Consider the following 13752-nt stretch of genomic DNA (forward strand, 5'->3'; position numbering starts at 1 on the left):
CCACTCCCCCGTCCGCCGTCTTACAGAGGCGTCCTCGCATCTCAACTAAATCCCCCTCTTTGCCTTGTAAAAATCTCAATTTCGGTATAAACTATTTTTATGTCTGCTATGACTTAAGATTATAATACGGGAGAACTATATTTATGGACAGAGAGGGAACTTTAAACGGGAGAAAAGTTCTGATAGTGGGACTGACACTTTTTTCCATGTTTTTTGGAGCGGGAAATCTGATTTTTCCGCCTTTTTTGGCAGTACAGGCTGGAACGGCGATTGTGCCGGCGGCAGCAGGATTTCTGGTGAGTGCGGTGGGACTTCCCGTGCTCGGCGTCATTGCGGTTGCGCGTTCGGGCGGGCTTTCCAGGCTGGCGGGGCGCGTTCATCCGGTCTTTGCCCTGGTGTTTACCATCCTGATATATTTATCGATCGGTCCCTGCCTGGCAATTCCCAGGACAGCCAGCACCTCATTTGAAATGACGCTGCTGCCTCTGGTGGGAGAAAGCGGCAAAGCGGCGGGACAGCTCATCTACTCCATTGTATTTTTTGCCATCGCGGCAATTATGGCATTTAACCCGGATCGGCTGACGGACAGGCTGGGAAAGATACTCTGCCCGACACTTCTGTTCCTGATTTTTATCATGTTTGCGGGAAGTGTTTTTCACCATCAGCCCGTTACGGGCGGACCGGCCGGAGCTTATAACGGGGCGGCGGCTGTCACCGGTTTCCTGGAGGGGTATCAGACCATGGACACGATTGCGGCTCTGAATTTTGGCATTGTGATTGCCCTTAACATCAGGGCGCTTGGGGTAAAGGAAGACAGCCAGGTTGTGAAAACGACGATTCAAAGCGGTATAGTGGCCGGAATTCTGCTGGCTCTTGTCTATGCTGCGCTCTCCTATGTGGGAGGGCAGGTACAGGCGGATGCGGCAGGACTGGACAACGGCGCCAGGATTCTGACCTTTGCCGCCGGTAAATTCTATGGAAATGCAGGGGCTGTCCTGCTCGGCATCATTTTCTTTATTGCCTGTCTGAATACCTGCATCGGACTTTTAAGCTGCTGCAGTAAATATTTTTCATCACTGATTCCGCGGATTGGCTACCATGCCTGGGTGATTCTGTTTGCCGTGACCAGCGTCGTGATTGCCAATGCAGGCCTGGACCGGATACTGGCATTTTCCGTGCCGGTGCTGAATGCAATCTATCCGGTTGCAATCGTGCTGATTGTCCTGTCGTTTATGAACCGGGGGATGGGACGCGGAAAGGGAATGTATCCCTGGGCAATCTCTCTGACTGCCGTTGTCAGCATCATTTATGCACTGGAGCAGACGAAACTCCCGATTCCAGGGATAACAAAGGCCGCCTCATTTCTGCCGGGTTATGGGCTGGGACTTGGCTGGATGATACCGGCCGCAGCAGGGATGGCCCTCGGCCTGATATTCGGCGGAAAGAACAGGGAAGCAGAGTCTGACAATCCGGACGGTGAAGTGTAAAGATACTGGGAAAATTATGTAAAGTTGTTCTGAAGGTGTTGACAGGGCGGCGGCATGGTTGTATAATACGACAGACTTAAGCTGCCGTGGAGACGGATGGGACGTTAGGATTTAAGTTCCGGTAACGTTTTGGCAGAATGGTCATATCATAAAACAGAATATATGGAAACTTCGGTAGGTGAGGTTACCACAGGGATTTGGAATATTCCTAAGATTGCTGCCGCAAATTTGTGGAGACACAACGCGCTGGTTAGCAGGAGATGTCGTAAAGGCATCACCTAATGCAATGCTATTGCCCTGTGATACTAAAGCTTGTACGTTGCAGTTCCGGAATCCGGTAAAACGGATAGGCCGGAATGGAAAATTTCAGATAATGGGATCCCGCTGCTACGTATGGCAGCGGGTTTTTCGTTGTCAGTAATTCCGATTCCGCAGGCGGGATTCCATATAGATTAAAAATTATAGAAAAGGAAAGGCAGGTGAGACGTAATGGATGCCGGAGGCAATTATCACTCGTGTATGTACCGGGTGCTTCATCAGACAGAAAAACAAAATAGAAGAAAGAGAGGACTGAACAATGAACAGAGATATTTTTATGGAACTTATGGCAAAGAGGGAATACAAAGCAGTCCGCAGTATTCTGGATGTGATGAACGCGGTGGACATTGCGTCCCTGCTGGAAGAGCTGGATGATAAGGATATGGCGACGGCCTTCCGCCTGATTCCCAAGGAGAAGGCGGCCGATGTGTTTTCGAATATGAATAACACAATGCAGCCGCATCTGGTGCAGATGTTCACGGACAAGGAGCTGAAAGAGCTTCTGGACGATCTGTACATGGATGATACGGTGGATATGCTGGAGGAACTTCCCGCCAACCTCGTGACTCAGATTCTGGAAACGGTGGACGGGGAGAAGCGGGCGCAGATTAACGTGCTCTTAAATTACCCGCAGGACAGCGCGGGCAGTATTATGACGACCGAATACGTGGATCTGAGAAAAGAGAACACGGTGGCTCAGGCTCTGGCCCACATCAAGAAAACGGGAATCCACAAGGAGACTATCTACACATGCTACGTGCTTGAAAACAGAAAACTGACGGGTATTGTTTCGGCCAAAGATCTGATGACGATGGACGACGACATGAAGATAGAGGAACTGATGGAGACGGATATTATCTCCGTCTACACCCACACGGACCAGGAGGAGGTTGCCAGATTATTTTCCAGATATGACCTGCTGGCGATTCCGGTGCTTGATACGGAGGAGCGGATGGTCGGAATCGTAACGGTTGACGACGCCTGGGATGTCGCCGTGGACGAGGCTACCGAGGATATCACGAAGATGGCGGCCATGAATCCAAGCGAGAAATCGTATTTTGACACCTCCGTGCTCCAGCATGCGAAAAACAGAATTGTCTGGCTGCTGGTCCTGATGCTGTCGGCAACGATGACGGGAACACTGCTCACCAGATATGAGGACGCGATCTCCGTGGTGCCGCTTCTGGTGGCGTTTATACCGATGCTGATGGATACGGGCGGAAACTGCGGTTCCCAGAGCGCGACTCTTGTTATCAGGGGAATTGCACTGGATGAGATAAAGTTTAAGGACATTTTCAGGGTGATGTACAAGGAGTTCAGAATCTCGCTGATTGTCGGCGTGATACTGGCTGCGGCCAATGGACTGAGAATTTTCCTGATGTACCGCGATATGAGGCTGGCCGTCGCTGTCAGCGTTTCACTGATTGGCACGGTTATTATTTCCAAGATCATCGGCTGTATCCTGCCGCTGCTGGCAAAGAGAGTGAAACTGGATCCGGCTATTATGGCCTCGCCGATTATCACGACGCTGGTGGATACCTGCTCGATTGCCATTTATTTTACCGTGGCTACCAGGATGTTTAATCTGTAATATAGAAAGGACTTCGTTTCAATGAGGGGGCCTTCATGCATCAGAATCTAAATCTGAAGCTTGAGGGAGATTCATTGAAACGAAGTCCTTTTTGATTCGTAGGAAATTACGCCCTATTCAGCGATTTCCAATGTCACCCGGTGGGTTTTAAAATACTCAATATAATCGTTTTCGGGCAGTTTATCCGTGATAATCAGGTCGAAATCCTTAAGCTGCGAATAGGTCATCAGGGAGGTCTGGTTAAACTTTGTATGGTCGATTAAAAGAATATGTTCCAGGCTCTGGGCCATTGCGACTTTTTTAACCTCGTATTCTTCGGAGGTTGCGTTCGTCACCCCGCTCTGCAGGGAGGCAGCGGTACAGGCCATAAAAGCCTTGCTGATATTGTAGGTGCTCAAACTGTTGATGCAGGGTACGCCTACAAGCGATGCGGTGTTGTGGTTCAGTACGCCGGGAAGGGCAATCACATTGATATTGGGGAAATTCAGCACACGGTACATGAACTGGACGCTGTTTGTGATAATCGTCAGTCCCTGTATGTTGGTAATATAGCTCAGGATACTTAAGGTCGAAGTACCGGTGTCCACAAAAATGGTATCCCCGGGCTGAATGTGGATGGCAGCCTGTCCGGCAATCCTGTTTTTCAAATCTATGTTTTTCGTATCCCTGTCATTGAAGGGAAGCAGTTCCTTTACGGAAAAAGGCGGATGCATGGCGGTGACCCCTCCATACACCTTCTTGATGGTTCCCTTCTCGGACAAAATATTCAGATCCCTCAGCAGCGTGTTCTTGGAAATACGGAAAATTTCGCAGAGCCTGTCGCTGGTGACAGAGCCGTTTTCTAAAATATATCGTTCAATTTCATTAAGTCGTTCAACTCTCATACTTATAGCTCCTTATTTTCTTGAGTTAATTATAACCAGAATACAAACAAAACACAAGGAAAATAATAAAAAAACACAATAAAATTTCAAAATAACACCAAAAACTATTGACATACCATGTTTGAATGCTAAGATATAATAAAAGTACAAATGAAATAACACTAAAGGAATCATGAATGAACCAAAAACTAACAAGGAGGAGAAATGAATGGCAAATCAATTTATAATGCCGAGGCAGGTAATAATGGGGGAACATGCGCTTTATGAGGCGGCGGGGCATCTGAAGGGGATGGGGGAAAAGGCTCTGATTGTGACGGATCGGGTGATGGTAGAACTGGGAAATGTAAAAGTTCTGGAAAATGTCCTGGAAAAAGCAGGGGTGAAGTATGAAATTTATGACGGCATCACCGGTGAACCGACGGACCGGATGGTGGAAGCCGGATTGGCAGTTTATAAAGAAGCAGCCTGCGACTTCCTGATTGCCCTGGGAGGCGGCAGCGCCCTCGACACGATGAAGGCGGTGGCTGTCCTTGCCGTGTTGGGCGGAAAAATTTCAGATTTGATGGGAAAAGAGATTAAGGCGGATGCCGCCCCGATGGTGGCCATACCAACCACGGCGGGGACCGGTTCCGAGGCCACCCAGTTTACAATTATTGCGGATACGGAGAATGACGTCAAAATGCTGTTAAAGGGAGCGGACATCATGCCGTCTCTGGCCATTGTGGATCCGCAGTTTACGATGACGGCTCCGCCAAAGATTACGGCGGCTACGGGGCTCGACGCCCTGACGCATGCCGCGGAGGCGTATACCTCCAAAAAGGCGAATCTGCTGTCCGATGTATTTGCAATCTCGGCCGTCAAAAGGATCTTCCGGTATCTGCCGGCCGCTTTCAGGAACGGGAAGGATGTGGAGGCCAGAGTGCAGATGGCGACGGCGGCTTTGGAGGCAGGCGTTGCCTTTAACAATGCATCCGTGACCGTGGTCCATGGAATGAGCCGGCCGATCGGAGCGCTGTTCCATGTACCACACGGTATTTCCAATGCCATGCTGATAAAAGAGTGTTTTGATTTTGTGCTGGACGGAACCTATGAAAGGTTTGGAGAACTGGGACGGGCCATCGGCGCCGCCGGGGAGCAGGACTCCGACATGGATGCCGCACACGCATTTTTAAACGCGGTGGAGGAACTTTGCCGCACACTGGAGATACCAACTCTGGAGGAGTATGGAATCGACAGAGAACTTTTCTTTTCCTCCATCGGCAAGATGGCTGAGGATGCAATGATCAGCGGAAGTCCGTCCAATACGAGGAAGGAATTGAATGCGGAGGATTTGAAAAATATTTACAGGAGGCTATGGGATTAACAAGACTGGAATATAAGAGCGGAATATAAGAGCGGAATATAAGACCAGAATAGGAACCATTATATATTTATACACAGAAGCAGAACAGATATACAGAAGCAGAACAGACTCTGTCTGCCGGACCCGGAAGGTTACATTACTCAGGGAACCCGGCAGGCAGAAGCTGTTCTTTTTTTGCCCGGAACGCTTTTTTCCGTGATGGCGCGGTGTGTTTTACGAGCGTCAATAAAAATGCTTATACAAAATGCACAATAAAACATGCGAAAAATCTGCATAATTAATAAAAATGTAAATGACTATTGACTGAAAGTTAAGAAGATGCTAACATTAAATCATAAAATAACAATAAATAAATCAAGAACACATCATAAAATGTCAAGAAGACATGGAAAAGAAACGATGCGACTCTGCCGGAAGAGCAGAAGGAGAAAGCAGGACAAAAAGTGAAAGAAACAATCGGGAGAGAACAGGAGGGGAAATTGTGATATGCACGATGAAAGAATTGCTGGCGGAGGCAGATGAGAACGGAAGAGCCGTCGGCGGCTTTAATGTTGCCAATATGGAAAGCGTAATGGGAGTGATCCAGGCGGCGGAGGAGATGGATACACCGGTAATCCTGCAGGTTGCGGAAAAGAGGATGGGGTATTCACCGGTCGAATACATTGCCCCCATGATGGTGGAGGCTGCCAGGACGGCCGGAGTCAGAATCGCCGTCCATCTGGATCACGGAAAGTCACCGGAGATGATAAAGAAAACGCTGGATTACGGATTTACCTCCGTTATGTTTGACGGTTCCGACGGGCCGCTTGAAGAGAATATCCGTCTCACCAATCTGATAGCGGAGGCGGCCGGACCATACGGCGCCACGGTGGAAGCGGAGCTGGGAGTGGTAGGAGGAAATGAGGGCGACGGAGAGCATCAGGTCCTGTATACGGATGCGGCGGAGGCGGAGAGATTTGCCCATGAGGCGAAGATGGATGCCCTGGCGATCGCAATCGGCAATGCCCACGGCCATTACAGGGGAATCCCAAAGCTGAATTTTGATGTGCTCCGAGATATCGCGGGCAGAGTGGAGATACCTCTGGTGCTGCATGGAGGCACGGGAATCACGGATGAGCAGTTCCGGGAAGCGATTCACTGCGGAATCCGTAAAATCAATATTGCCACGGCCAATTTTGACGCCATGACAAAAGGAGCGGCCGATTATCTGGCCGGAAACGGAGAACACAATTATTTTGAACTGAATGAACAGATGGTGCGCTATGTATACAACAATGTAAAAAGGTGCATCTCAGTATTTAATAATCAATAAGCGCCGGCGCCGGATTCAGATATTACAGGCGTGCCGGAAGGCGGGAGGAGAAGAAAATGAAGTATGTTACATTTGATGAGAGCAAGAAATATGATTTAATCCTTTTAGGACGCGTTGCGATTGACTTTAACCCTCTGGATTATAACAAACCGCTTTATGAGAGTGAGACATTTAAAAAGTACGTGGGCGGATCCCCTGCCAACATCGCGGTGGGAATGGCAAGACTGGGAAAAAAGATTGGATTTTTTTCAAAGGTATCCGATGACCAGTTCGGCACTTTCGTAGAACGGTATTTTGAAAATGAGGGAATTGACACCTCCCATATTTCAAGATGCCGGAATGGTGAAAAGCTGGGGCTTACGTTTACCGAGATCCTCAGCCCGACGGAAAGCAGTATTCTAATGTACCGCAACTGTATTGCGGATCTTCAACTCAGCGTGGAGGACATTGATGAAGAATACATAAAGAGCGCAAAAGCAATTCTGATTTCCGGAACGGCGCTGGCGGCTTCACCTTCCCGGGAGGCGGCGTTAAAGGCAGTTTCCCTGGCTAAGAAAAATCAGGTTCCCGTTATTTTCGATATCGATTACAGGGCTTACAACTGGAAGAACCATGATGAGATTGCGATTTACTACTCGGCGGTTGCATCCCAGGCAGATATCATTCTCGGGTCACGCGAGGAATATGACCTGACGGAAAGTCTGATTGCTCCGGGGAGAACGGACGTGGAGACGGCCGAAGCTTGGTGCGCAAAGGGGGCAAGAATTGTCGTTATTAAACACGGCAGGGAGGGTTCCACGGCCTATGCCTACGATGGCAACAGCTATTCAATCAAACCGTTCCCGGTCAAGGCGTTAAAAGGCTTTGGCGGCGGTGACGGCTATGCGGCGGCGTTTTTGTACGGGCTTTTAGAGGGAAAGGAACTGATTGACTGCCTGGAGATGGGCAGCGCCGAAGCGGCCATGCTGGTGGCAAGCCACGCCTGCAGCGCCGATATGCCGAGCGCCGAAGCGCTCACGGCCTTTATCAGGCAGTGTAAAGACGAGTATGGTGAGATGGTGGCGAGAGCCTGAAAATAAAAAGTCAAATATAAAAGGAGAAAAGACATGAGAAAAATGAAAAAATTCACAGGCATTGTTTTGGCAGCGGCTATGGCGGTTTCTCTGACCGCGTGCGGAGGCAGCACCGGGACATCCGGCGGTGCAAAGACTACGGAACAGGATAAGGAAAAGACGGAAACGTCTCAGACGGGATCGGAGGTAACGCCGGTGGACGGTGTGGAGGAGCTGACGTTGACCCTGTCCCATCACTGTTCGGAGGACGATTCCAACCATGTTTACGCGGAGGCATTTGCCGATGCGGTCAACCAGTTGAGCGGAGGGAAAATGAAGGTGGACATCTACGCCAACGGCCAATTGTTCGGCCAGGCCGATGCGCTGTCGGCCCTGTCCCAGGGAACGCTTGACATTGCTCTTTCCGACACGGCTCTTTTTGCAAACTATGATCCGGCAGGCGCCTTGTTTGATATGCCGTATCTGATTGATTCAAGGGAACAGGCGATTAAAATGGTACAGGATGAGGAGGTGCTTTCCTTTATCCGCGGCAAGATGTCCGATAAAGGCGGTTTCCACGTGCTGAGCATACAGCCGCTGTATTTTAGAAGTTCCCTGGTAAAGGATAAAAACGTCAACAGTTTTGACGGATTTAAAGGACTGATCATGCGTACTCCGGAGGCTCCCCATACGATTGCCGCCTTTGAAGCATTCGGCGCAAACCCGACGGTTATCCCGTCCGGCGAGGCATATACCGCTGTCCAGACCGGCGTTGCCGACGGACTGGAGGGACATCCGGAATACGTTTATTTACAGAAGTTTTATGAGGTTGCCCAGAACTACGTACAGACAAAGCACGTATTTACCTTCACCGCATACTCCATGAGCCAGAAGGTCTACGACGATCTTTCGGATGCTCAGAAACAGGTTATCGATGAAGCTTCCGTGATGGCTCAGGATAAATTCCTGGAGTACACAGACACATTGTTTGAGGACTCCATGAAGAAGCTGGAAGACGAGGGAGTGCAGATTACTGAGGTGGATCTGGCGCCGTTTAAAGAAGCGGCAGGCCCTTACCTTGAGAAGTTCATCGCAGATAACAGCCTGCAGGATGTTTATGATAAGATTCAGAGCCTGAAATAGTGAACGGAAGGAAGTGTCGGGGAAAGGGGGAAACGCTGTGTTAAATAAAATTTTAGAAGCAATGCGGAAAATTACCAATATTATCGTAACGTTCCTGTTTATGGTGGTGGTTGCAGTTGTGTTTGCCCAGGTAGTGGCCCGTTATGTCGCCGGATCTTCGATCCGGTGGGCAGACGAGCTGGCCAGGTTTGCATTTGTCTGGCTGGTTTACCTGGGAGGTTCCATCACAATCAGGGAAGGAAGAAACGTATGTTTTGATTTGCTGCTGGAATCATGTAAAGGGAAAAGCTGGAAGGTGATGTTTACCATTGTCTGCGCGGCGTCTGCGGTATTTCTTATATGTATGACATATCTCGGCGTTCTGGTCTGCCAGACCCAGATGACGGAGAGTTCCCCCATCATGCACTGGCCCATGGCTGTTGTATGCGCGGCAATCCCGATTGGCGGCGTGCTGATGTTTTTTGAGCAGATAAGTTATTATCTGGTCCATCTGAATGGAACGCGTGAGGAAGAAGGAGAGGAGGCAGGCGTATGTTAGTAACGGCATTTATACTGTTTTTCGTACTTTTAATGCTGGGGGTGCCGATTGCATTTTCACTCGGCCTTGGTTCTGTAGTTGCGATTTTCATGGATGATAAGATTTCATCCATGCTGGTGGCACAGAAACTGTTTTCCTCCATCAACTCATTCAGCCTGATGGCAATCCCCTTTTTCATGCTTTCCGGCGAACTGATGGAGGCGGGCGGCATCTCCAAACGCCTTGTAAATATTGCAAAGGCATTTGTAGGCCATATCACCGGCGGTATCGGTATGGTGGATATCGGAACCAGCGTATTGTTTGCCGGAGTGTCCGGCTCGGCCGCCGCCGATACGGCTGCCGTCGGTTCCATGCTGATTCCTTCGATGCTTAAAAACGGATATCCCCGCGGACTCGCGGCGGTAATCCAGGCCTGCGCCGGTTCCCTGGGACCGATTATCCCGCCCAGCCTGACGATGATTATCTACTGTTCTTTAACGGGCCTTTCCATCGGCGAGTGCTTTATGGCCGGCGTTATTCCGGGACTGATTATCGGCCTCGGCGTTGCGGTTGTGACGTATTTTTACGCCAAACACCTGGGGATACAGGGAGGGGAACGCGTTCCCTTTAAGGAGAGGATGACGGCGATTAAGGACGGCGTACTGGCAATTATCATGCCCCTCATTATTATCGGCGGAATTGTTTCAGGCGTATTCACCCCTACGGAGTCGGGAGCAATTGCAGTCGTGTATGCCCTTATCATCGGCATGTTTGTATACAAAGAATTTACTTACCGGGATCTTCCGAGGATTTTCCTTAAGGCAGCCTCGATGACGGGCATGGCCCTTCTGATTGTAGCGGGAGCTTCGATCTTCAGCTGGCTTGTGGCTTACGAGAAATTCCCGAAAATGATTATCACATTCCTCACCGGTTTAACGGATAATAAATACATCATCATGATACTTTTAGTTCTGTTTTTACTTTTTGTCGGGATGTTTATCGAGACATTGTCCGCGACGATCATCTGTGCGCCGATTCTGATGCCGGTAGCAGCACAGTATGGAATTGATTCAATCCAGTTTGCCCTGATTATGGTTATCACCCTTGTCTATGCGGGAGTGACTCCGCCGGTCGGAGGCGTGCTGTTTATTACCATGGGAATTGCAAAGGCGAAGATGAAGGATGCGCTTCAATATCTTGCGCCGTACCTGGGAATTATCTGTGTGGTGATCCTACTGCTGATTTTCGTTCCCCAGATCTCACTGGCGCTTCCAAGGCTGTTGTTCTAATCACCGATGCAATGAAAGAGGAGGAGTAGAGAATGAAACTTACATTAAATGTATCTCTGGCAGGGAAAACTGCCGTTATTACGGGGGCCGGAGGCGTTATCTGCGGATATATGGCAAAGGTGCTGGCGGCGGCAGGCGCCAAAGTGGCGGTGCTCGACATTAACGTGGCGGCCGCGGAAAAGGTGGCGGATGAGATAGTGGCCGACGGCGGGACTGCGCTGGCAGTCGGATGCGATGTTCTGTCTGCGGACAGCTTAAAGGAGGCGCACGAGCTTGTAACGCGCACCTTTGGTCCATGCCGGATCCTGATCAACGGGGCAGGCGGCAACAATCCCAGAGCCACAACGGACAGCGAGGGATTCAGACAGTGCCAGATGGGACATGAAAAGACGTTCTTTGATATAGATAAAGAGAGCTGGAAGTTTGTTTTCGACCTGAACTTTACGGGCGCATTTCTGACAACCCAGGAATTTGCGGCGGATATGCTTGGAGAAGAACCATGCAATATTATCAATATTGCATCGGTAAACACTTTCCTCCCTCTGACGAAAATCCCGGCCTATGCGGCGGCAAAAGAAGCGGTCGGCAACTTTACGAAGTGGCTTGCCACCTATTTTGCAGAGACATCGATACGCGTCAACGCCATTGCACCCGGCTTTTTATCTACCAACCAGACACAGGCGCTGTTCTATGAAAAGGACGGGGTGACTCCGACCGCGCGTCTTAATAAGATTATTGAGGGAACCCCGATGAAACGTCTGGGGAAACCGGAAGAGCTGTCGGGAGCGCTGCTGTTTCTGCTGGATGATGAGGCCGCATCGTTTATCACCGGCGCTATTCTTCCGGTGGACGGAGGATATACGGCCTACAGCGGTGTATAAACTGCCGGGGCGGAGGGAACTTAAAACATATTTTGCCATGCACGGCAGCGCGTGTGATGATGACGGACGGAAACTTCATGCCGGACGGGAACTTCAGCGGGGCATTACGGTGAAATGGGCGATATAAAGGAAGGTAATATACAATGAAAGCAATCATGATTGATAAGCCGGGAGAAATCCGCGTGGCGGAAATTCAGGATGCAGAGTGGAGGGAAGGGTGTGCGGTCATCGAGGTGAAGGCTCTGGGGGTCTGCGGTTCCGATGTCCACGCCTATGCGGGAAAGAGTCCGAACGTATCATATCCTCTTGTGATAGGGCATGAAACGGCCGGGATTGTTACGGAGGTGGAAGAAGGAAATCCCTACGGGATCAGAAAAGGCGACCGGGTTGTCCTGGACCCGTATCTTTACTGCGGCTCCTGTTATCCCTGTTCCCAGGGAAGAACGAACTGCTGTGAATCCCTGAAAGTTCTGGGAGTTCAGATAGGGGGCAGTATGAGCGGATATTTTACACACCCTCTGAGTCATATGGTGAAGGTGCCGGACTCCATGACATGGGAGGAGCTGGCCGTGACCGAGCCGCTTGTAATTGCGCTTCATGCGGTTCACAGCCTGAAGCTGAAAGAGGGCGAGCACATCGTAATTATCGGAGCCGGGGCCATCGGCATGCTGGTGGGGATGGCGGCTCTGGCTTACGGCGGAATCCCCATTATGGTGGATATTGTGGATCAGAGGCTGGAACTGGCAAAGACCCTGGGGATAACGCATACCGTGAATTCCATGACGGATGATGCCGTTTCTTATATCAAAGAGATAACTGGCGGGCGGATGGCGGAATGTGTATCCGAGGTTTCGGGTTCCGCGGCCGGAGTCAGGAATGCGCTGGACTATGCAGCGTCCACGGGAAGAGTGGCGCTTACCGGCTGGCCGAATAAGCCGGTAGAACTTCCAACCGCAGTGATTACAAGAAAAGAGCTGCAGATTGTCGGTTCGCGGACCGGAGTGACAAAGGAATTTGTGGAGGCGGTGGAGCTGATTTCTTCCGGCAGGGTTCCGGCGGCCAACATCATTTCAAAAGCAGTTTCCTTTGAGGAACTGCCGGGGGCGATTGCCCACCTGGACGCCTGCCCGGGAGACTGGCTGAAGCTGATAGCATTATTATGATAATAGAAGGCGTAATATTTGACATGGACGGCCTGATGTTCGACACGGAACGGCTTGGGCTGGAGGGCTGGAAAAGAGCCGGCAGGATACTTGGGTATCCTGTCGGCGAAGAGATGGTGGCCGGAATAAGGGGCTGCAACCGTGAGGATGCAAAGCGGAAATTTAAAGCGCGCTACGGCGAGAATTTCGACTACGAACAGGCTCTTCAGATACGGCTCCGTTATGTCGAAGACAGGATAAGGGAACTGGGAATACCGGTCAAACCGGGACTTTACCGGCTGCTGGAAACCCTGAAAAACAAGAGAATCCCCATGGGCGTCGCCACCGGAAGCAGCCGGCAGACGGCATTGTCCAATCTGGAAAACGCCGGTATCCGGGAGTGTTTTAATGTGATAGTCTGCGGAGACGAAGTGAAGCACGCAAAGCCGTGGCCGGACATTTTCATCAGGACGGCAGAGTGCCTGGGCACGGATTGCAGCAGAACAATGGTCTTCGAGGACAGCTCAAACGGGATAGAGGCGGCGTCACGCGCGGGCTGCATTCCCGTCATGGTGCCGGATTTGACGTGGCCGGACGATGCGCTCAGGGCAAAATGCTACCGGGTGATTGGGAATCTGGGTGAGGCCGGGGGATTTTTTGAGAGGAGATGAGAACGCCGCCGGGACGGCCGGGGGTCGGGATGGTGAAGGGGAGGTTGTGAGTCTTCAGTCCCGGCTTGAGTTTGGTCGCGGGTGGGGAATCCGGGCAGAAAA

The 13752-nt window shown here is 50.6% G+C and carries 12 protein-coding genes and 1 riboswitch; of the genes, 11 read left to right on the forward strand and 1 reads right to left on the reverse strand.

The window, feature by feature from the left end; translation table 11 throughout:
- Window positions 1-143 precede the first annotated feature (143 nt).
- Both brnQ and mgtE read left to right on the forward strand, forming a co-directional pair.
- Window positions 144-1487 carry a branched-chain amino acid transport system II carrier protein gene (brnQ, locus tag QZT18_RS22090; RefSeq protein WP_294151605.1) on the forward strand — a complete coding sequence of 448 codons (1344 nt, stop codon included), beginning with the start codon at window positions 144-146 and terminating at the stop codon, window positions 1485-1487.
- A gap of 163 nt (window positions 1488-1650) precedes the next feature.
- A riboswitch (M-box (ykoK) riboswitch) is annotated at window positions 1651-1818 on the forward strand.
- 246 nt (window positions 1819-2064) lie between these two features.
- Window positions 2065-3396, forward strand: a complete 1332-nt coding sequence (mgtE, locus tag QZT18_RS22095; RefSeq protein WP_125144561.1) for a magnesium transporter — start codon at window positions 2065-2067, stop codon at window positions 3394-3396.
- Between the two features lie 113 nt (window positions 3397-3509).
- Here the strand turns inward: mgtE and QZT18_RS22100 are convergent, their stop codons facing one another.
- Window positions 3510-4280, reverse strand: coding sequence for a DeoR/GlpR family DNA-binding transcription regulator (locus QZT18_RS22100; RefSeq protein ID WP_294151609.1), 771 nt, complete (start codon window positions 4278-4280; stop codon window positions 3510-3512).
- A gap of 208 nt (window positions 4281-4488) precedes the next feature.
- On the opposite strand from QZT18_RS22100, the gene QZT18_RS22105 reads away from it, so the two are divergent.
- From QZT18_RS22105 to QZT18_RS22145, 9 genes are all read left to right on the forward strand, one after another.
- Window positions 4489-5643: an iron-containing alcohol dehydrogenase gene (locus QZT18_RS22105; RefSeq protein WP_294151611.1), complete on the forward strand. Its 1155-nt coding sequence runs from the start codon at window positions 4489-4491 to the stop codon at window positions 5641-5643.
- Between the two features lie 481 nt (window positions 5644-6124).
- The gene (locus QZT18_RS22110) at window positions 6125-6955 is read left to right on the forward strand and encodes a ketose-bisphosphate aldolase (protein ID WP_366925954.1); all 831 of its coding nucleotides are present in this window, start codon (window positions 6125-6127) and stop codon (window positions 6953-6955) included.
- A gap of 56 nt (window positions 6956-7011) precedes the next feature.
- A complete protein-coding gene (gene iolC / locus QZT18_RS22115) occupies window positions 7012-8028 on the forward strand; it encodes a 5-dehydro-2-deoxygluconokinase (protein ID WP_294151614.1) in 1017 nt (338 codons plus the stop codon).
- A 33-nt stretch (window positions 8029-8061) separates the two neighbouring features.
- Window positions 8062-9150 carry a TRAP transporter substrate-binding protein gene (locus tag QZT18_RS22120; protein WP_294151617.1) on the forward strand — a complete coding sequence of 363 codons (1089 nt, stop codon included), beginning with the start codon at window positions 8062-8064 and terminating at the stop codon, window positions 9148-9150.
- Window positions 9151-9187: 37 nt separating this feature from the next.
- Window positions 9188-9688 carry a TRAP transporter small permease gene (locus tag QZT18_RS22125; protein ID WP_294151621.1) on the forward strand — a complete coding sequence of 167 codons (501 nt, stop codon included), beginning with the start codon at window positions 9188-9190 and terminating at the stop codon, window positions 9686-9688.
- Window positions 9682-10956, forward strand: a complete 1275-nt coding sequence (locus QZT18_RS22130) for a TRAP transporter large permease (RefSeq protein ID WP_227034007.1) — start codon at window positions 9682-9684, stop codon at window positions 10954-10956. Before QZT18_RS22125 ends, QZT18_RS22130 begins: the two co-directional genes overlap by 7 nt.
- 32 nt (window positions 10957-10988) lie before the next feature.
- Window positions 10989-11837 carry an SDR family oxidoreductase gene (locus QZT18_RS22135; RefSeq protein ID WP_294151627.1) on the forward strand — a complete coding sequence of 283 codons (849 nt, stop codon included), beginning with the start codon at window positions 10989-10991 and terminating at the stop codon, window positions 11835-11837.
- Between the two features lie 143 nt (window positions 11838-11980).
- Entirely contained in the window at window positions 11981-13000 is a 1020-nt protein-coding gene (locus tag QZT18_RS22140) for a zinc-binding dehydrogenase (protein ID WP_294151629.1), read from the forward strand.
- Window positions 12997-13650, forward strand: a complete 654-nt coding sequence (locus tag QZT18_RS22145) for an HAD family phosphatase (RefSeq protein ID WP_294151630.1) — start codon at window positions 12997-12999, stop codon at window positions 13648-13650. Before QZT18_RS22140 ends, QZT18_RS22145 begins: the two co-directional genes overlap by 4 nt.
- Window positions 13651-13752: the final 102 nt, after the last annotated feature.

Origin of the sequence: uncultured Clostridium sp., assembly GCF_900547735.1 — a bacterium.
Classification (GTDB): domain Bacteria; phylum Bacillota; class Clostridia; order Lachnospirales; family Lachnospiraceae; genus Otoolea.

Excerpts from the sequence above, each read along its gene's own strand:
- brnQ (WP_294151605.1), top strand. The coding sequence starts at position 144 with ATGGACAGAGAGGGAACTTTAAACGGGAGAAAAGTTCTGATAGTGGGA.
- mgtE (WP_125144561.1), top strand. The coding sequence starts at position 2,065 with ATGAACAGAGATATTTTTATGGAACTTATGGCAAAGAGGGAATACAAA.
- QZT18_RS22100 (WP_294151609.1), bottom strand. The coding sequence starts at position 4,280 with ATGAGAGTTGAACGACTTAATGAAATTGAACGATATATTTTAGAAAAC.
- QZT18_RS22105 (WP_294151611.1), top strand. The coding sequence starts at position 4,489 with ATGGCAAATCAATTTATAATGCCGAGGCAGGTAATAATGGGGGAACAT.
- iolC (WP_294151614.1), top strand. The coding sequence starts at position 7,012 with ATGAAGTATGTTACATTTGATGAGAGCAAGAAATATGATTTAATCCTT.
- QZT18_RS22120 (WP_294151617.1), top strand. The coding sequence starts at position 8,062 with ATGAGAAAAATGAAAAAATTCACAGGCATTGTTTTGGCAGCGGCTATG.
- QZT18_RS22130 (WP_227034007.1), top strand. The coding sequence starts at position 9,682 with ATGTTAGTAACGGCATTTATACTGTTTTTCGTACTTTTAATGCTGGGG.
- QZT18_RS22135 (WP_294151627.1), top strand. The coding sequence starts at position 10,989 with ATGAAACTTACATTAAATGTATCTCTGGCAGGGAAAACTGCCGTTATT.
- QZT18_RS22140 (WP_294151629.1), top strand. The coding sequence starts at position 11,981 with ATGAAAGCAATCATGATTGATAAGCCGGGAGAAATCCGCGTGGCGGAA.
- QZT18_RS22145 (WP_294151630.1), top strand. The coding sequence starts at position 12,997 with ATGATAATAGAAGGCGTAATATTTGACATGGACGGCCTGATGTTCGAC.